Here is an 18289-nt window from a genome sequence, read left to right on the forward strand (position 1 = left end):
TAACGGTTAGGGGTAACCGGTTGTGGCCGGGCCTGCGCGGACGCGGGAAGGGACGGCGGCTGCGAGCCCTTAGTCGCCGGCTCCGGCGGCCGCGGCATCGAGCGCCTCGGCGACGATCCGGAAGGCCAGTGCGGGCTGGTAACCCTTGCGGGCAAGCATCGACGCCAGGCGGCGGGTGATCTTGTCCCGCTCCGCACGGTCCTCGTCGCCGGTGAATCCCCGCAGTTTGCGCTCCACGAGCTCACGGGCGGCCGCCTCTTCGTCGGCGTCGCTGAGCTGATCGAGCGCGCTGGCAGCGGTATCCGGGTCGATCCCCTTGTCCGCCAGTTCGCGGCGCAGGGCCCCTTTGGCGAGCTTGCGCGTCTGGGACCTGCTGCGGACCCACATGTCGGCGAACTCGGCGTCGTCAACCAGCCGCACTTCCTCGAAGCGGTTCAGTACAGCCTCGGCCACGTCCTCGGGGACGTTGCGCTCGGCCAGCTTGCGGGACAGCTGCAGACGGCTCTTGGGCGAATTCGTCAGCTGGCGCAGCACGATGGCACGCGCCACCGCCGCAGGATCCGCGTCCGGGTCCAGTTCCGGTGACGGCGCCGTGGTTCCCCGGGACCCGTTCGACCCCCGGGAACTGCGCGAGCCCTGCGTTCCTCGTGAACCGCGCCGGGTCGACCCCATGCCGGGGTCGCCAGCGCCCGGGTCAGGGTTCCGTTGCCGGAACCCTGACCCGCTGCCGGCGCCGGGGCTAGAAGCCGTCAACGGCCTTCAGCTTCGGTGATTCCTCGGTCTCGGCGGGGGCCTTCACGCCGACGCCGAGCTTTTCCTTGATCAGGCGCTCGAGTTCGGCCGCCAGTTCCGGGTTGTCGCGCAGGAACCGGCGGGAGTTCTCCATGCCCTGGCCCAGCTGGTCGCCATCGTAGGTGAACCAGGAACCGGACTTCTTGATCAGGCCGTGCTCGACACCCATATCGATGATGCCGCCCTCGCGGGAAATACCCTGGCCGTAGATGATGTCGAACTCGGCGATCTTGAAGGGCGGTGCCATCTTGTTCTTGACGATCTTGGCCTTGGTGCGGTTGCCGACGGAGTCCGCGCCCTCCTTGAGGGTCTGGATCCGGCGGACGTCGATGCGGATTGAGGCATAGAACTTCAGGGCCTTACCACCGGTGGTGGTTTCCGGGGAGCCAAAGAAGACGCCGATCTTTTCGCGCAACTGGTTGATGAAGATGGCCGTGGTCTTGGTCTGGCTCAGTCGGCCGGTGATCTTGCGGAGGGCCTGGCTCATCAGGCGGGCCTGCAGGCCGACGTGGCTGTCGCCCATGTCGCCTTCGATTTCGGCACGGGGAACCAGAGCGGCAACCGAGTCAATGACAATGACGTCAAGGGATCCCGAACCAATGAGCATGTCCATGATTTCCAGGGCCTGCTCGCCGGTGTCCGGCTGGGAGACCAGGAGGGCGTCAGTGTCGACGCCCAGCTTGGCGGCGTATTCCGGGTCGAGGGCGTGTTCGGCGTCGATGAAGGCGGCGATGCCGCCCTGGCGCTGGGCGTTGGCAACGGCGTGCAGCGCCACGGTCGTCTTACCGGAGGATTCCGGACCGTAGATTTCCACGACACGACCGCGGGGCAGGCCGCCAATTCCCAAAGCGACGTCCAGGGCAATGGAACCGGTGGGGATAACCTCGATGGGCGCACGGACTTCGTCGCCGAGGCGCATAACCGAGCCTTTGCCGAACTGCTTGTCAATCTGGGCAAGCGCTGCGTCGAGCGCCTTCTGGCGATCCGGGGCTGCGGCCATGATTCACACCTCTAATACTTTCTCGCTGTGGAGTGGCCGTGTAGGCCCTTCGTCTGTCATCACTGACGCTACTGGCACCCTCCGACAAAGTTGTCGCTGGGGACCCCTTATGTGGAAAACGCCGTATGTGGAAAACGCTCAAAAAAAGCATATCCCTATCCGAACAGATATTCGAACAATAATGCGGCGTGTCAGACGCCGGCCCCTGACGGCAGGAGGCCCGGCGGCGCATCCGGCGGCATGCCGGGCGGAGTTTCAGGCGTCAGCTGGGCCCGGCGTTGTCGCGGGGTTTGATGTCCCTGCCGAGACGGCGTTCCGGCGGGACGTCCTGGACGTCGCACAGGGCAAGCCACACCTGGCGGGGAGGGATGCCGGCGCTGAGGGCCTGGTCCGCGGTGCGTCCGCCGACGCCGGCCAGAACCAGCGAGCTGCTCAGGACACGGGAGTACCCGGCACCGAACTCGTCGTCCATAAGCCGCCAAAAGTCACTGATTCGCACCAGTAAAGTCTCTCACGGCGCGGGACTCTAGAATGGTTGCCATGAGCAACCCACCCGAGGCCGCCGCAGATTCCTCCCCTGGAGACACCGGCGTTGACGCCGTCGTTGACGCCGATGCGGCCCTGAACGCCGTCGAAAACCAGCTGAGCCTGCTCTGGCGTCGCGGCCGGTCCATTTCCAATCAGCTCTCCCGCGAGGTCCACCCGGACGTGGAACCCGCTGCGTACGGACTGCTCACCGTGATCCGCAAGCAAGGACCTATCCGGCTGACCGACCTCGCCTCCAGCATCGGCGTCGGCAAACCCTCGGTGAGCCGGCAAATCGCGTTCCTCGAGGGCCTCGGCCTCGTGTCGAAGGAAGCGGACCCCCTCGATGGCCGGGCGCAGGCCATCCGCCTGACGCCCGAGGGCGAGGAAAGGATGCACCAGGTCCAGGACGCCCGGCGTGAGGTCTTCCGGAAGCGCCTGGCGCAGTGGCCGGCCGAAGACCTGCAGGCTCTCGCCACCTACATGGCAAAGCTCAATGCCACCTACGAACGCGACGGCTTCCCCCGGGACGAACACGCCTGAGACTCGAAAAGGACCCCCGGCCGAGCCGGGGGTCCTTTTCTAACGTCTGTGAGTTGGCGTCTAGCGTGCTCCGGAAAGGAGGCCCTTCGCCAGCTCGTCGTTGAGGTCGGAATTGAGTTCTCGGTCGAGGTCGCGGCCGTAGCGCTGCGCGAACTCCTGCGGGACGGTGTCCGGAACCGCGACACCCTCGGCGACCGCGACGCGGTCGCTGACTTCGCGGAGCATGCTCGAGAGCGGAACATCGAGGGCCGAGCAGATCGAGGACAGCAACTCCGAGGAGGCTTCCTTCTGGCCGCGCTCCACTTCACTCAGGTAGCCCAAGGACACACGGGCACTGTGCGAAACTTCGCGGAGGGTACGGCCTTGGCGCTGGCGGACATCGCGCAGGACATCACCGATTTCGTGACGAAGTACTACCATCTTGCGCTCCTTCTGTTCGCTCTTTGCCTGATCGGCGAGGCCCACATCCTTCCAGCGGACAACGCCGTTTACGGATACGGGCTGCTTTACCATCTGTATCGCCTTGCTCCTCGTACTGTCGAGTCCGCCGGTGGGGGCGGACTCTGCTGATGTTTTCATCCTAGGCGCCTCCCTTATTTGGAAGCGACACAATGTAACAACTATTCGGAATCAACTTTTGTTCCCGGCAACTTTACGCCGGGTAGCCTTCGGAAGATAGGGCCTCAAGCAGGCGTTCCAGGGCCGCGCCGCACGCGAGGGCGCGGATCTCGGCGCGGCTGCCGTCAAAGGAATACGGGTACGACGTCGAGCCCTCCGCCGTCGCGATGCCGACAAAGACCGTGCCCACCGCCTTGCCGTCGTGCGGTTCGGGCCCGGCCACACCGGTGGTTGACACGCCAATATCGGCGCGACAGACGCGCCGGGCACCGTCGGCCATCGCCGCGGCGACCTGCCCGTCCACGGAACCGACGGCGTCGAGCAGACCGGCGGGGACGCCCAGGACGTCGGTCTTGACCGAGCTGGCGTAGGACACGACGCCGCCCTGCAGCATCGCGGAGGCGCCCGGCGTGTCGGCCAGGATCGCCGCGACCATTCCGGCCGTCAGGGATTCGGCGGTGGCAGCGGTCACCCCACGGCCGATGGCGCCGGTGACGGCCTGCTCCGCCAGCCGGTGAAGGTTGGGGTGCAGCTTGGGATGAAGATTGGGGTCCGGCTTGGCGTTCAAATCAGTCATGGCTTGTTCTCCCCTACCCGTGCTTTCTCTGCCTTGATGCCGGCGGCCCGCAGTTTGAGGGCCTCGATAACGTACTCGCCGCCGGTCCACAACGTGATGGCCAGCGCAGCCATCATGACGACGAACGCCACAACTCCGAGCCACGGGGCGATGGATGCCAGCGGTAGGACGTAGAGGAAGATCGCCACCGTCTGCACAACCGTCTTGAGCTTCCCGCCCCGCGAGGCCGGAATGACGCCGTAGCGGATAACGAAGAACCGCAGGGCGGTGATGCCCCATTCCCGGAGCAGGATCAGGATCGTCACCCACCACGGCAGTTCCTGGAGCAGCGAAAGCATGACCAGGGCCGAGCCGATCAGGAGTTTGTCGGCGATCGGGTCCGCGATCTTCCCGAAGTCGGTGACGAGTCCGCGGGACCTGGCGATGTCGCCGTCGAGCTTGTCCGTGTAGATAGCGACCGCGAACACGACGGAAGCCGCCCAGCGCCAGACGCCGTTCTGGGCCTGGAGCCCGGGGGCGTCGAGGACGAGGAACCAGACGAAGAACGGCACCAGCACTATCCGCAGCATCGTCAGGATATTCGGCAGGTTCCAGATCCGCGAGGCGGATCCGGCGTTGGCTTCGGCGCTATTCACCTTCCTAGGCTACCCGTCTTCCCGGACTACCGTCCGGTGAGGGACCAAGCGTCCTCCGAGCCGTCCTCGTCATCGGAGCCGCCGTCGGCGCCGTCGTGGTAGTCGATCGCCTGGGTGCGGTTGGCCAGGTCAGCCGCCACGAGGTCCTCCGCGTAGCCGCCCTGGGCGATGTTCGCATTTGCGTTCTCGCTCAGCGCCGCCGTCTGGGAATCCGCGACGGCGGGCGCGTCGAGCCCCTTCATCGCGGCCAGTACCGCGGCGAGGTCATCCGGCTTGACCAGCACGTCGCGGGCCTTGGACCCTTCCGAGGGTCCCACCACTCCCCTGGACTCGAGCAGGTCCATGAGGCGTCCGGCCTTCGCGAAGCCGACACGGAGCTTGCGCTGCAGCATCGAGGTGGAGCCGAACTGAGTGGTGACCACGAGTTCGGTCGCCTGGAGGAGGACTTCGAGGTCGTCCCCGATGTCGTCGTCGATCTGCTTCTTCTGCGCCTCGGGCGCGACGTCGTCCCGGTAGACGGCCTTGAGCTGGCCCTTGACGTGTTCGACCACCTTGTGAATCTCCGACTCCGTGACCCACGCGCCCTGGACGCGCATGGCCTTGGAGGCGCCCATGGGCAGGAAGAGGGCGTCGCCCTGGCCGATGAGTTTCTCGGCGCCCGGCTGGTCCAGGACCACCCGGGAGTCGGTGACGGAGGACGTGGCGAAGGCCATGCGGGAGGGCACGTTCGCCTTGATCAGGCCGGTCACGACGTCGACGGACGGACGCTGGGTGGCGAGAACGAGGTGGATGCCGGCAGCACGCGCCAGCTGGGTGATGCGGACGATCGAGTCTTCGACGTCGCGCGGGGCGACCATCATGAGGTCGGCGAGTTCGTCCACGATCACCAGCAGGTACGGGTAGGGCTTGATGACGCGCTTGGAGTCCACGGGCGGGTGGACCTTGCCGGCCCGGACGGCCTTGTTGAAGTCGTCGATGTGCTTGAAGCCGTAGTTGGCGAGGTCGTCGTAGCGGGCGTCCATTTCCCGGACCACCCACTGCAGCGCCTCGGCGGCCTTCTTCGGGTTGGTGATGATCGGGGTGATGAGGTGCGGGACGCCCTCATAGGCCGTGAGTTCCACGCGCTTGGGGTCCACCATGACCATGCGGACCTCGTCCGGGGTGGCGCGCATCAGGATCGAGGTGATCATGGAGTTCACGAACGAGGACTTGCCGGCGCCGGTGGCGCCGGCCACCAGCAGGTGTGGCATCTTGGCGAGGTTTGCCACGACGTACCCGCCCTCGACGTCCTTGCCGACGCCCATGACCATGGGGTGGTCGGTGCGGCGGGCGTTCTGGCTGCGGAGCACGTCGCCCAGGGACACGGTCTCGCGGTCCGTGTTGGGGATCTCGATGCCGATGGCGGACTTGCCCGGGATGGGGCTCAGGATGCGCACGTCCGAGCTCGCGACGGCGTAGGAGATGTTCTTGGACAAGGCGGTAACCCGCTCCACCTTGGTGCCCGGTGACAGTTCGATTTCGTAGCGGGTCACGGTGGGGCCGCGGCTGAAGCCGGTCACCTGGGCATCGACGTTGAACTGGTTCAGGGTCTCGGTGAGCGAGGCGACGATCGCGTCGTTGGCCTCGGTGCGTTCCTTGGGGATGGAGCCGGGCGTCAGCATGTCCGACGCCGGCAGGGTGTAGGTGACGTCGCCGGCCAGCGAGAGCTGTTCGGTGCGCTGCGGAATCGGGGTGGGCAGCGGTGCCGGCGCCACCGGGTTGGCGGGGACCTTCGGGGCTGCCGCGGCGGCGGGGTTGAGCGAGCCCGCGGCCACCATTCCGGGAGTCACCAGCGGGATGGCCTCGGTGGCGTAGTCTCCCGGCGATCCGGCGGCCGCGCCGAGGCCCTGGGCCGCCTTGATCTTCTCAACGGCGATCTCGGCCTGGGTGGGACGGCGGACACCGGGTGCGACGCCGGACTCGGCACCGGGTTCGACGTCGGGGCCGGCACCAGCCAGCGCCTTGGCGCCCCTGCCCCGTTTGGCGGGCGGCGCGTCGTCAGCTGCTTCCTCGTCGGCAATGAGCGCCCGCTCGAACGCTTCGTCGCCGACGTAGCCTTCCAGGCCGGCGTCGTCGTCATGGTCCCTGCCGAAGAGGCGCCTGCGCTTCTTCCTGGGCGCCGCCTCGGCGTCGTTCTCGTAGAGGTAGCTGCGGTCGTGACGGTCCCCGCCGTCGTCGTCCTGCAGGTCGATGCCCATCAGGTGCTCGTAGGCGTCCCGGAGGCGGCCGGGGATGGCGCCGAAGGGTGTCGCCGTGACGATCAGCAGTGAGGTGAAGGCCAGCAGGCTGTACACCGCCACGGGGACGGCGGGGTGGACTGCGGCCAGCGGGGCGGCGGCGAGGTAACCGAGCATGCCGCCGGCCTTGCGCAGACCGTCGAAGCCGTCGGCCACCGTCGGCTGGCCGCCGATGATGTGGGCCAGGCCGGAGCCGGCGAAGGTCATGATGAGGAAGCCGATGCCGATCCGGTTATTGCCGCGGCCGTCGTCGGGCTGGCGGAACAGGCGGAAGGCGCACACGAACAGCATGAGCGGGAGCAGCAGGGACATCCAGCCGAACGTGCCGTTGATGACCGCGAACACGAGGTCCGGGAGCCAGCCTTGGAACCCCCACCACGCGAAGGTGGCGACGAAGACGCCCAGGGCCAGGTTGAACAGTGCGGCACCGTCGCGGCGGTCCTCGGGGGCGAGGTCGCTGACGTCGTGGCCGACGCGCCGGATGCCGGCGCCGACCACGTGGCCAATGCCAAGCCATGCACCGGCGAGCACCCGGACAATCCAGGGCTGGGGCGGCTCAACGGCGGCCAGCTGACGGGTCCGGGCGGTGCCGGTGGTTCTACCTGCGGTCCCACCTGCGGCGCCCCGCGGCCGGGCGGATTTGGATGCGGCGGGACTGGACCCCCGGCCGGGAGAACTGCCTGATTTGCCGCTTGAGTTTCCTCTAGGCGCGGGAGAAGTACGAGTCGCCATACCCGCCACGGTACCGGATGCCAGCTCTAAAACCCCGAATTTCCGGGCCGCCCGGGATCATGTTGTTCCCGGTTCCAACGCCGAACGGCCTCCCCCGCCCGCTGTAGCCCTGAGGCTGCGAGCGGGCCGGGAAGGCCGTTCCCCGGGCATCTGCCCGGTCTGCGCGAAGGGGTTTACGCCCGGCGAACCAACTGAGGCTTACGCCCGGCGAACCAACTGAGGCTTACGCCCGGCGAACCAACTGAGGCTTACGCCCGGCGAACCAACTGAGGCTTACGCCCGGCGAACCAACTGAGGCTTACGCCTCAAGGACCACCGGAATGATCATGGGCTTGCGGCGCAGCTTGCGGTTCACCCAGGTCCCCACGACCCGGCGGACGACCTGCTGGAGCTGGTGCGTCGTGTGGTCGGTTCGGTTCTGCACTGCTTCTTCGAGGGCCTCGTTGATCTTGGGGATGATCTCGTCAAAGACGGAGTCGTCCTCGGCCACGCCGCGGGCGTGGATCTCCGGCCCGGACACCACCTTGCCGGTGGCCCGGTGGATGACGGTGATGATGGAGATGAAACCTTCGTCGCCGAGGACCTGACGGTCCTTGAGGTCGGCGTCGGTGATTTCACCCACGCTGGAGCCGTCAACATAGACGAACCCGACCTCGACCTGGCCGACGATGTCGGCCTGGTGGTCGCGGAGATCGATCACGGTGCCGTTGTCTGCGAGCAGGATGCTTTCCTCCGGCACACCGGATTCCAGGGCAATCTTGCCGTTGGCGATGAGGTGACGGGTTTCGCCGTGCACCGGCATGGCGTTGAGCGGCTCAAGGATGTTGTAGCAGTAAAGCAGCTCGCCGGCGGCAGCGTGGCCGGAGACGTGCACCTTGGCGTTGCCCTTGTGGATGACATCTGCGCCGAGCTTCAGCAGGCCGTTGATGATGCGGAAGACCGCGTTCTCGTTACCCGGGATGAGGCTCGAGGCGAGGATGACGGTGTCGCCCTCGCCGACGACGACGCGGTGGTCGCCGTTGGCCATGCGGGACAGGGCCGCCATGGGCTCGCCCTGGGAGCCGGTGGACATCAGTACAACCCGGTTGTCCGGCAGGTTGTCGATGTTCTTGATATCGACCAGGATCCCGGCCGGGACTTCCAGGTAGCCCAGTTTCGCGGCGATGGCCATGTTCCGGACCATAGAGCGCCCCACGAAGGCAACCTTGCGGTTGTGGTTGGCGGCGGCGTCGAGGACCTGCTGGACGCGGTGCACGTGGGAGGAGAAGGACGCGACAATGATCCGCTTGGAGGCCTGGCCGAACAGCCGGTCCAGGGTGGGCCCGATTTCCTTCTCCGCGGTGGTGAAACCGGGGACGTCGGCATTGGTCGAGTCCGACATGAACAGGTCCACGCCTTCTTCGCCCAGCTTGGCGAAGTGCCGGAGGTCGGTGATGCGGCCGTCGAGCGGCAGCTGGTCCATCTTGAAGTCACCGGTGTGCAGGACGGTGCCGCCCGCGGTGCGGAGGAACACGGCCAAGGCGTCCGGGATGGAGTGGTTGACGGCGATGAACTCGCATTCGAAGGGACCGAACTTCTCGACCTGGCCTTCGACGACAATCTTGGTGTTGGGCTTGATCCGGTGTTCCTGCAGCTTGGCCTCGATGAGGGCAAGGGTGAGCTGCGAGCCCACGATGGGGATGTCGGCGCGCAGGCGCAGGAGGTAGGGAACAGCGCCGATGTGGTCCTCGTGACCGTGGGTCAGGACGACGGCGACGATGTCCTGGAGACGGTTCTCGATGTAGGAGAAATCCGGCAGGATGAGGTCGACGCCGGGCTGGGTCTCCTCGGGGAAGAGCACGCCGCAGTCAACGATGAGGAGCTTGCCCCCGATCTCGAAGACGGTCATGTTGCGGCCAATTTCCCCGAGCCCGCCGAGCGGCACGATCCGCAGGGTGTTGTTCGGGAGGCGGGGCGGCGTGACAAGGCCGGGAAGGGCGGTTTGGGTCATAGTGCACTACTTTCCAGGCGGAAACCGGGCTGGACTTTCACGATCAGGATTGGCTCCTGCTCAGGAAAAGACCATCCCCGCTTCCGCCAAATCCTCGCGGATGATTACGATCTCGGCCTCGTCCGGCTCCACGAGGGGCAAACGGACAACCGAGTTGGGCAGGACTCCCTGCCACTTAAGAACCTGCTTGGCAGCGACAGCACCCTGAATGTGGGTCATCACTGCGCGGACCACGGGGTCCAGTTCGAAATGTAGGGTGCGGGCGGTAGCAAAATCGCCTGCAAGTGCGGCATCGATCAGCGCGCGGAACTGCCGCGTAGCGACGTGCGCGGAGACGCTGACCAGGCCGACGGCACCTGCGGCCATCCACGGCAGCGTGAGGCCGTCGTCGCCGGAGTAGACATCGATGTCGGTGTTGGCCAGGACCTGGGTGAGCGCGGCGAAATCAGCCTTCGCATCCTTGAGGGCAACGATCCGGGGGTGGTCGGCGAGACGGATCATGGTCTCGGGCAGGATGGGCACCCCGGCGCGGCCCGGAATGTCGTACACCATGACGGGGAGGTCGGCGGCGTCGGCTACGGCTTCGATGTGGGCTTGGATGCCGGCCTGGCTGGGCTTGTTGTAATACGGGGTGACGATCAGCTGGCCGTGGGCTCCCGCCTTGGCGGCGCGCTTGGCCATCTCGATCGAGTGCGAGGTGTGGTTGGTCCCGGTTCCGGCGATGACCTTGGCACGGTCGCCGACGGCCTCGACAATGACGCGGAAGAGCTTCTCTTTTTCGTCGTCCTCCAGCGTGGAGGTCTCCCCGGTGGTGCCGGAGATGACGAGGGCATCATTGCCGTCGTCGACGAGCTTGCTCGCCAGTTCCGCCGACTGCTTGTAGTCGACCTCACCGTCCGTCGTGAAAGGCGTAACCATGGCAGTCACGAGGGTACCGAACGTGTAAGAGCGAATATCAGAGTCAGCCATATGAAAAACGTTACCTTGTCTGCGGCATGTTAGGACAATGGCGGCGGTGTGAGGAACGTCAAACTTGCCCGGCCGCACGTCACGTTTCGGTCTTCCGGCAGGGCTCAGGGCCGCCGAAACCGGGCCAGGACACTGTGCTGAAGGCTCGCCGTCAGCACTTCCGTCCCGGTACCGGCCGCCTGCCGGAAAGGGAGTCCGTCAGGACCCCAGAATCCGCTCAGCCCGCACGAGGGACCCAGTGGCGTGGGGCCCGCCAGATTCGCCAGGACGGAGAACATCCGGTTGTCCATGGCGCGGGCGCCAAGATGCAGCCCCAGCCGGTGGTCCTCCCCCGCCGTGTAGACGGCCGAGACGGCATAGACGTCCGCCCCTGCCCCAGCCGCCCACTCCGCGTGACCGGGGCGGGCGGCGTCGAAGCAGACCGCCAATGCGATCTTCCAGCCGTCGATCTCCAGGACCGCGGGGTGACTGCCGGCGACAAAGATCCCCTGCTCCGGACCGTGCAGCCAGGTCTTGAAGCTGGGCTCGATGGCGCCTGATGGGTGAATGGCCAGGGAGGCAAGCCGCGGCGTGCCGTCGTCCTGCGTGAAAGCGGCCCCGGCCACGGCCGTAATTCCAGTCCGGCGGCAGATTTCCCGGATGCCGTCCAGCCGTCGGTCTGCCGCGCTCAGCCACTCTTCGGGCCCCGCCAGCAGGTCCAGCCGGTACCCCGTCAGCGAGAGTTCGGGAAAGATGACCAGCCGGGCTCCGTGAGACTCGGCGTCTTCGATCAGGCGGATGTGTTCGGGCACATTGGCGGCAACGCCGCCGTCAAGGGCCTCGTATTGGATCGCGGACAGCGTCAGAGCAGTTATGGAGCCAGTGGTCACTCTGCCATCCTAGGCATCTCCCTCCCTCCCGCGGGCGCCGAGCAATAACGCCCGACAGCGGATTCGCGCAAAGACTCTGCCCAGGCCGCGAGCCGCTGGGCCGCCCGCACGTAGTGGAACAACTCGGTCGGAGTGAGGGCGTCGAGATCCGTCTCCGCCAGCCGCCGCGCCAGCTCCGCCCCCGGCGGCTGCACAGCCAACGCCGTGCCCTCCTGGCCCCACTGGACATCCTCTGACGGCTCTCCGGCGACCAGCCGCCGGAAGAGGAAGTCCACGACGCCCGGGCTCATGGCTTTGAGAACGCCGGCCCCTGCCTCACAGCCGTCCCGACGGCCGCCGGGCGGAGTGTTGCCGGAATCCCGGCCCGAAGGTTTCCGGCCTGGTGAATCTGGAGTCAGGAAGGCGGGCTCTGAGGCGTTGTTCATGCGCTCATCTTATTCGAACATATATTCGAACACAAGGCTTTGTCGGGGCCTGCGTGACGCTGCGGGCAGGCCTAACATGAGACGATCGAACGATGACCCCGCGCGGAATGACCACTGCTTCCCGGACCGCCAAGGCCACCTCCGCCGGCGTCCGCCTGGCCGGCATTGACGCCGCCCGCGGGCTCGCCTTACTGGCCATGATGGCCACGCACGTGCTGGCGACCTTCGAGTCGAACGCGCAGCTCACGCCCACATGGATCGGGCTCGCGTTTTCCGGGCGGGCTTCGGCACTGTTCGCCGTGCTGGCCGGCGTCGGCTTGGCGCTGTCCACCGGGAAACAGCAGCCCGTAGAGGGTTCCGCGCTCTGGGCCGCCCGCCGCGGCATCGCCCTTAGGGCGCTGGTGGTAGGCGCCGTCGGACTCTCGCTGGGCGGCCTGGACGTCAGCATCGCCGTCATTCTGGTCCACTACGCGCTCCTGTTCCTGTGCGTGCTGCCGTTCGTCGGTCTCGGGGTCAACCGCCTGCTTGTCCTCGCGACCGCATGGATCCTGGCTTCGCCTGTGCTGGCCTACCTGCTGCGGCCCTGGCTGCTGTCAGCAGTTCCGCCCTTGCGGCTGGGACATAACCCCGGCTGGGAGGACCTGGCCACACCCGCAAGACTCCTCGGCGACCTCTTCCTCACGGGCTACTATCCCGTCCTGCAGTGGATCGCCTATCTCCTGGTGGGACTGGCGATCGGCCGGATGGCGCTGTCGAAGGCAGCCACGCCGTTCCTGCTGCTGGCTGCCGGGACAACGGTGGCGGTCTTTGCCAAGTGGCTCGGGGCAGTCCTGATGGAGGACTGGGGCGGCCGGCAGGCATTGGAGTCGCAGATCGGCGATCCCGCCTACCCGCTGGGGAGTCTGCTGCAGGTCAACCTCGCGGGTGTCGACCAGTCAGGCTCAGTGTGGTGGCTGGCCACTAGCGCACCGCATGCGGGCACCACGCTGGACCTGCTTCACACCTCGGGAGTCGCCGCCGCCGTGATTGGCGTGTGCCTGCTGATGGGCCGGCTGGGCGAATGGGTGGAGCTGGACCTGCTGCTACCGCTCCGCGGAATCGGGGCCATGACTTTGACCCTCTACACGGCGCATTTGTGCATCATGGCGGCCCTGCACGATCGGCCGCTGGCGCCCGGCTGGACCGTGGAGGGCGTGTACTGGGCGCAGGCCGTCGGCATGTTGGTGGTCGGCGGGGTCTTCGCGGCCCTGATCTGGCGCGGGCCGCTGGAGTGGGTGTCCCATGCCGCCAACCAGGTGGGCCGCTACCAGCCCGCCCGCGGGCGTCAGCCTGCCCGTTTCCGCTAAGGAGTCTCACCCATGAGGGCGGTGGGCCGCGCCGGATGATCGCCAAGCGGGTTCTCCGCGTCTGCATCGCCTGAACGCGCGTTTAGGGCTGAGGCCCTGCGTCAGCCCGGGGTGAGGACGCAGAACTCGTGCCCTCTGAGTCGGCGAGGCACACCCACGGCACATCGCCCTGGCCGACGTCGGCGTCAGTGGCGCCCAGAGCCCGCAACCGGGCCACTTCTGCCGCTTGATCATCACCGGGGTAAGGCATCAGGTCTAGATGGACGCGGCCACACACGGTCTTCACGTCGGGCGTGCGAAGGAACTCCAGATACGGCCCGACACCCGTGGCGGAACGCAGTCTCGCATGATCGTCGGTCACCTCGTGCAGGGTCCAGTCCATCGCCTCGCTCCAGAACCGGGCCATGGCCCGCGGATCCGCACAGCTGACCACCACGGCGGCGATCGGCCCGGTATCCCGGTAGATCGATCGAGGCTCCAGCACGCGGAACAGGTTGCCCTCCGGGTCGGCCAGAAGCGTCCACGGCACATCGCCCTGGCCCACGTCGGCGGGCGTCGCGCCGAGCTCCAACAGGTCCGCGACCAGCTCCGCCTGATGGGCCACGGAGGTGGAGGTGAGTTCGAGGTGCGCGCGGTACTTTACCGTCTTGGGGTCCGGGACGGTGACGACATCGACGCAGACGGCGACGGGGTCCGGCCAGACGAAGCCCACGGGTTCAACATTGGTCACACCGGGGCCCTCGCTGGAAACACCCCAGCCGAGCGCCTCGGCCCAAAACCGACCGAGCGCGGAGTCGTCCCGAGCCTTGAAATTCACCTGAACAAGTCGCAGCGCCATAGCGCCCGATCCTATCCAGTTCCTCCCCGATATAGGAGGAACGCTCAGCGCCGGCTAGGGCTTTTGCGCCCCGGCACGGAACATCCGTACGGCGTCGCGCATCGAAGCGCGGGCGCGCTTGCGGTCGCCGGCGGCATCGTAGGCACAGCTGAGCCGGAACCAGGACCGCCAGTCGTCGGGCGCAGCTTCGGCCTCGGCGCGGTATTTCTCAAATTCGAGGTCGGCGGCTTCGCGGATGATCCGGCCTGCAGGCGTGCGCGGCAGTGTGTCCTCCGGCAGTCCGCCTTCGGCTTCGAGGATCTTCGCCAAACGCTCGGTGCGGGCACCGAACAGCAATTCCCGGACCAGGGCCCACGCTCCGATGACCGGCAACACGAGGTAGGCCACACCGATCGCCTTCGCCACGAGGCTTTGGTCCGACATCAGGAGCAGGGAGCGCTCGAATGACACCACCAGGTAGAAGACGAGCAGCAGGGTGACGGCTCCCACCCAGATCTTGGTGCGGTTCGCTTTCAGGGCGCTCAAGGCTGCGGCCATCGGGCTCAGAGCCCCAGGTCCAGGTAGCCGTCGAGCCCCACGGTGAGGCCGGGGTGCGCGGCGACATTGCGGATCCCCAGCAGCACGCCGGGCATGAAGGAGGCGCGGTCGAAAGAGTCGTGGCGGATGGTCAGCTGCTCCCCCGGGCCGCCCAGCAGGACCTCTTGATGCGCGACGAGGCCGCTGAGCCGGACACTGTGGACCCGGACGCCCTCCACGTCGCTGCCGCGGGCGCCCTCGAGTTCCGTGGTGGTGGCGTCCGGGCTGGAAGGCACGCCGGCGGCGGTGCGCTCGGCCGAGATCAGCTGCGCCGTGCGCACAGCCGTTCCGGAGGGGGCATCTACCTTGTCAGGGTGGTGCAGTTCAATGATTTCGACGGACTCGAAGTACTTGGACGCCTTGGCGGCGAAGGCGGAAGCCAGGACCGAGCCGAGGGCGAAGTTCGGGGCGATGAGGACGCCGACTCCGGGCCGGTCGGCGAGGAGCTCCTCCAGACGGGCAAGCCGGCCGGCATCCCAGCCCGTAGTGCCGACGACGGCGTGCATGCCGTGTTCGACGGCGAAGCGGACGTTCGCTTCGGTGCTTTCGGGAACGGTCAGGTCCACCACGATCTGCGCGCCCGAGCTGACGAGCGATTCGAGGGAATCGTTGCGGCCAAGGGCCGCGACGAGCGTCAGGTCCGCGGCGGCGTCGATTGCCTTCACGGCCTCGGCGCCCATGCGCCCGTTGGCGCCCAGCACGGCGACGGAGAGTTGTTCGATCATGCCATCAACCCTACCGCCGGGGCCGTTGCCCTCTGGAACCGGCGGCCTTGAGTTACACGGGCCGTGCGGCTACTCGCCGGCCCCGACCCATTCGACGGTGCCGTCGGCGAAAAACTGCTCTTTCCAGATGGGCACCTGGGCCTTGATCCGGTCCACGAGTTCGGCGCACACCTCGAAGGCCTGGCCGCGATGCGCTGCGGAAACGGCGCAGACCAGGGCGGGGTCGCCGATCTCGAGCATGCCAATCCTGTGCGCGGCCCAGATCCGCACCGGCTGCTGACGCTGTTCAGCGCCGCCGTCATCCGAAGATCCGTTGGACGCCGGGCCGCCGGCCGGGACCGAGTGTTCCGCCACGAGCCGGGCGACGACGTCGGCCATCACCTGGTGCGCCGTCGGGTGGGCGCTGTAGCTGAGCCGGGAAACCTGCTTGCCGCCGTCGTGGTTCCGGACGACGCCGCTGAAGCTGACCACCGCGCCGGCGGTGTCCGATTCGACGGCCGCAATGGCCTGCTCCACCGAGATAGGTTCGGCGCTCAGGACGGCGTGCACGACTTCAAATCCTGTTTCAGTGCCCATGACTGCCTTCCAGCTGGTCGCAAAGATGTCCAAGGATGGGATCGAGCACGCTCAGGCCATCCATGACGCCCTTCGGTGATCCGGGCAGGTTCACGATGAAGGTCTGGCCGGCCGCGCCCGCGTGGCCACGGCTGAGCATGGCCATGGGCGTCTTGGCTGTCCCGGCGCTGCGGATGCCTTCCATGATGCCCGGGATTTCCCGGTCCAGCAGGGGCAGGGTCTCCTCAGGGGTCGCGTCGGTGGGGCTGAGGCCTGTGCCGCCGCTGGTAATGATGACGGCAGGCTGCTGGCTGAGCAGGGCACGCAGCGCGGCTCCCACCGGAGCCCCGTCCGGAACCACCAGGGCCGGGAACGGCTCAAAGCCGTGTTCGGTGAGCCAGTCGACGATGACGGGCCCCGTGAGGTCCTCGTAGACGCCGGCGGCCGCGCGGGTGGAGGCGATCACGACGCCGGCCTTCCGGCCGGTGGCTTCGCCGTGGCGGTGCGGTTCGGGCATGTTCATAGGGTCCAGTCCCCGCTCTTGCCGCCACTTTTGGCGAGCACTTTGATATCGGTCAGGACCGCGTGCTTGTCCACGGCCTTGATCATGTCGTAGACGCTCAGTGCCGCAACCGACGCCGCGGTCAGGGCCTCCATCTCGACCCCGGTGACGCCGCGGGTCTTGACGGTGGCAAACACCGTGACGGAGGCGGTGTCGAGCTCGAAGTCGATGGTGACCTTGGCGATCGGCAGCGGGTGGCAGAGCGGGATGAGATCCGGTGTCTTTTTCGCCGCCATGATCCCGGCGATGCGGGCAACGGCCAGGGCGTCCCCCTTCGGGAGCTCGCCGCCGCCGAGGAGCGCGAGGACCTCCGCCGTGCTACGGACGGTCGCGGTGGCCGTGGCTTCCCGGGTGGACTCTGCCTTGTTGGACACATCAACCATCTGGGCCGTGCCATCGTGGCGGAGGTGGGTCAGGCGGGTGTTGTCCCCTGCGCTATTTTCCGCTGTGCTGTTTTCCGCTGGCGCGGGAGTTGCCTCAGCGTTCTCTGCTTCATTCACAGAATCCATACTTCCACTTCATCGCCCGCAGCGAGAGCCGCTGTGCCCTCGGGAACGTGGACCAGGGCGTTGGAACGGGCCAGTGCGTGCACCAGGTGTGAGCCGGCACCGCCCTCCAGCCGGACCGTGCCGTCCGGAGCCAGGGTGCCGCGCCGGACCTGGTGCTTGCCCGGCGGGGAGGTCAGCGCCTCGGCCAGCCGGGCCCGGACGGCGGGCCGCGGCGCGGGAGCGCCGAAGAGTTCGGTGAGGACGGGGCGCAGGAACATTTCAAATGACACGAGGCAGCTCACCGGGTTACCGGGGAACCCCAGCACAGGGACGCCGTCGAAGCTGCCGATCCCCTGCGGTCCGCCCGGCTGCATGGCCACTGCAGTGAACTCGACGTCGTGTCCGGCCATGGCCTGGCGGACCACTTCGTAGGCGCCCTTGCTGACACCACCGGTGGTGACGATCAGGTCCACGTCCGGGGCGTGCCGGCGCAGCAGCAGGGCGAGCTCCTCCGGCCGGTCCGTGGATATGCCCGTCCTGGTGACCTCGAGGCCGGCCTGGCGCATGGAGGCTTCGAGCAGCGTGCCGTTGGAGTCGAAGATCTTGCCAGGTCCCAGCGGGCTGCCCGGTTCCACGACTTCGTCGCCGGTGGTGACCAGCAGGACACGCAGCGAAGGACGGACGGGCACGTCCGTGAAGCCCATGGCCGCCAGGAGTCCCAGCTGGCCGGGGCCAAGGAATGTCCCGGAGCCGAGGGCGGGCTCGCCGGAGCGGATGTCACTGCCGATGTCGCGCACAAACGTTCCCGCAGCCGTGGCCGGCAGGCGAACCGTGGCGGGCTCGCCGGGCGCGGGGAACGAATCGGGCACCGCCTGTTCAATGGGCACGACGGCGTCGGCTCCGGCCGGCATCATGGCTCCGGTCATGATCGGCGCGGCGGTGCCGACGGGCAGTTCCGCCGGTGCGGCGCCGGCCGGAACAGGCGCGACGACGCGCAGTTCCGTGCCGCCGTCGGGCACGTCGCCGCTGCGGATCGCGAAACCGTCCATCTGGGAGTTGGCAAAGGGGGGAAGATCCAGCGGTGCCACGATGTCGACAGCGAGTCCCCGGCCCAAGGCTTCAAGCAGCGGGAGCCGTTCCACCCGGTCATCGGTGCGGAGCGGCGCGAGCAGGGCACGGACCTTGTCCCGGTGCGCTTCCACGCTGACGTGCCTTGTCTCGGTGCGATGCATGCGTGTCCTGACCTTT

Annotated in this window: 20 protein-coding genes; 2 read left to right on the plus strand and 18 right to left on the minus strand. The window is 67.3% G+C overall.

Going from position 1 to position 18289, the window contains the following annotated elements:
• Positions 1-69: 69 nt before the first annotated feature.
• The 3 genes from ACVWZ7_RS04315 to ACVWZ7_RS04325 all read right to left on the minus strand — a co-directional run bounded on the left by ACVWZ7_RS04315 (position 70) and on the right by ACVWZ7_RS04325 (position 2291).
• Positions 70-549: a regulatory protein RecX gene (locus ACVWZ7_RS04315; RefSeq protein WP_344362457.1), complete on the minus strand. Its 480-nt coding sequence runs from the start codon at positions 547-549 to the stop codon at positions 70-72.
• A gap of 190 nt (positions 550-739) precedes the next feature.
• Positions 740-1792, minus strand: coding sequence for a recombinase RecA (gene recA, locus ACVWZ7_RS04320; protein WP_018774457.1), 1053 nt, complete (start codon positions 1790-1792; stop codon positions 740-742).
• Positions 1793-2054: 262 nt separating this feature from the next.
• On the minus strand, positions 2055-2291 hold the full coding sequence (locus tag ACVWZ7_RS04325) for a DUF3046 domain-containing protein (protein WP_116767821.1): 237 nt from the start codon (positions 2289-2291) through the stop codon (positions 2055-2057).
• A 41-nt stretch (positions 2292-2332) separates the two neighbouring features.
• Here ACVWZ7_RS04325 and ACVWZ7_RS04330 point away from each other — a divergent pair, with 41 nt between their 5' ends.
• On the plus strand, positions 2333-2860 hold the full coding sequence (locus ACVWZ7_RS04330) for a MarR family winged helix-turn-helix transcriptional regulator (RefSeq protein ID WP_116767822.1): 528 nt from the start codon (positions 2333-2335) through the stop codon (positions 2858-2860).
• Between the two features lie 60 nt (positions 2861-2920).
• On the opposite strand, the gene ACVWZ7_RS04335 is transcribed toward ACVWZ7_RS04330, so the two are convergent.
• The 8 genes from ACVWZ7_RS04335 to ACVWZ7_RS04370 form a co-directional block, all read right to left on the minus strand.
• On the minus strand, positions 2921-3373 hold the full coding sequence (locus ACVWZ7_RS04335; RefSeq protein ID WP_066434909.1) for a helix-turn-helix domain-containing protein: 453 nt from the start codon (positions 3371-3373) through the stop codon (positions 2921-2923).
• Between the two features lie 139 nt (positions 3374-3512).
• Entirely contained in the window at positions 3513-4055 is a 543-nt protein-coding gene (locus tag ACVWZ7_RS04340; RefSeq protein ID WP_344362465.1) for a CinA family protein, read from the minus strand.
• Positions 4052-4690, minus strand: coding sequence for a CDP-diacylglycerol--glycerol-3-phosphate 3-phosphatidyltransferase (gene pgsA, locus ACVWZ7_RS04345; protein ID WP_091249836.1), 639 nt, complete (start codon positions 4688-4690; stop codon positions 4052-4054). Before pgsA ends, ACVWZ7_RS04340 begins: the two co-directional genes overlap by 4 nt.
• Positions 4691-4716: 26 nt before the next feature.
• Positions 4717-7698, minus strand: a complete 2982-nt coding sequence (locus ACVWZ7_RS04350) for a DNA translocase FtsK (protein ID WP_456507084.1) — start codon at positions 7696-7698, stop codon at positions 4717-4719.
• A gap of 298 nt (positions 7699-7996) precedes the next feature.
• Complete coding sequence (locus tag ACVWZ7_RS04355; RefSeq protein ID WP_116767825.1) at positions 7997-9688, minus strand: ribonuclease J; 1692 nt, start codon at positions 9686-9688, stop codon at positions 7997-7999.
• Positions 9689-9748: 60 nt separating this feature from the next.
• On the minus strand, positions 9749-10657 hold the full coding sequence (gene dapA, locus ACVWZ7_RS04360; protein WP_116767826.1) for a 4-hydroxy-tetrahydrodipicolinate synthase: 909 nt from the start codon (positions 10655-10657) through the stop codon (positions 9749-9751).
• Positions 10658-10761: 104 nt separating this feature from the next.
• Complete coding sequence (locus ACVWZ7_RS04365) at positions 10762-11526, minus strand: carbon-nitrogen hydrolase family protein (protein WP_456507085.1); 765 nt, start codon at positions 11524-11526, stop codon at positions 10762-10764.
• On the minus strand, positions 11523-11951 hold the full coding sequence (locus ACVWZ7_RS04370) for a hypothetical protein (RefSeq protein WP_456507086.1): 429 nt from the start codon (positions 11949-11951) through the stop codon (positions 11523-11525). Before ACVWZ7_RS04370 ends, ACVWZ7_RS04365 begins: the two co-directional genes overlap by 4 nt.
• Positions 11952-12043: 92 nt before the next feature.
• Here ACVWZ7_RS04370 and ACVWZ7_RS04375 point away from each other — a divergent pair, with 92 nt between their 5' ends.
• Complete coding sequence (locus ACVWZ7_RS04375) at positions 12044-13297, plus strand: heparan-alpha-glucosaminide N-acetyltransferase domain-containing protein (RefSeq protein WP_456507087.1); 1254 nt, start codon at positions 12044-12046, stop codon at positions 13295-13297.
• 82 nt (positions 13298-13379) lie between these two features.
• On the opposite strand, the gene ACVWZ7_RS04380 is transcribed toward ACVWZ7_RS04375, so the two are convergent.
• From ACVWZ7_RS04380 to ACVWZ7_RS04410, 7 genes are all read right to left on the minus strand, one after another.
• The gene (locus ACVWZ7_RS04380; protein ID WP_456507088.1) at positions 13380-14135 is read right to left on the minus strand and encodes a VOC family protein; all 756 of its coding nucleotides are present in this window, start codon (positions 14133-14135) and stop codon (positions 13380-13382) included.
• A gap of 54 nt (positions 14136-14189) precedes the next feature.
• Complete coding sequence (locus ACVWZ7_RS04385) at positions 14190-14672, minus strand: hypothetical protein (RefSeq protein WP_344362483.1); 483 nt, start codon at positions 14670-14672, stop codon at positions 14190-14192.
• Positions 14673-14677: 5 nt separating this feature from the next.
• The gene (gene dapB / locus ACVWZ7_RS04390; RefSeq protein WP_456507089.1) at positions 14678-15436 is read right to left on the minus strand and encodes a 4-hydroxy-tetrahydrodipicolinate reductase; all 759 of its coding nucleotides are present in this window, start codon (positions 15434-15436) and stop codon (positions 14678-14680) included.
• Between the two features lie 69 nt (positions 15437-15505).
• Positions 15506-16012: a molybdenum cofactor biosynthesis protein MoaE gene (locus tag ACVWZ7_RS04395; protein WP_456507090.1), complete on the minus strand. Its 507-nt coding sequence runs from the start codon at positions 16010-16012 to the stop codon at positions 15506-15508.
• Positions 16002-16514, minus strand: coding sequence for a MogA/MoaB family molybdenum cofactor biosynthesis protein (locus tag ACVWZ7_RS04400; protein ID WP_116767833.1), 513 nt, complete (start codon positions 16512-16514; stop codon positions 16002-16004). The genes ACVWZ7_RS04395 and ACVWZ7_RS04400 overlap by 11 nt, the downstream gene beginning before the upstream one ends.
• Positions 16511-17062 (minus strand): cyclic pyranopterin monophosphate synthase MoaC, encoded by a 552-nt coding sequence (gene moaC / locus ACVWZ7_RS04405; RefSeq protein WP_116767834.1) that lies wholly within the window; start codon positions 17060-17062, stop codon positions 16511-16513. The genes ACVWZ7_RS04400 and moaC overlap by 4 nt, the downstream gene beginning before the upstream one ends.
• Positions 17050-18273: a molybdopterin molybdotransferase MoeA gene (locus ACVWZ7_RS04410; protein WP_456507091.1), complete on the minus strand. Its 1224-nt coding sequence runs from the start codon at positions 18271-18273 to the stop codon at positions 17050-17052. Before ACVWZ7_RS04410 ends, moaC begins: the two co-directional genes overlap by 13 nt.
• Between the last annotated feature and the right edge of the window lie 16 nt (positions 18274-18289).

The organism is Arthrobacter sp. TE12232 (assembly GCF_054062615.1).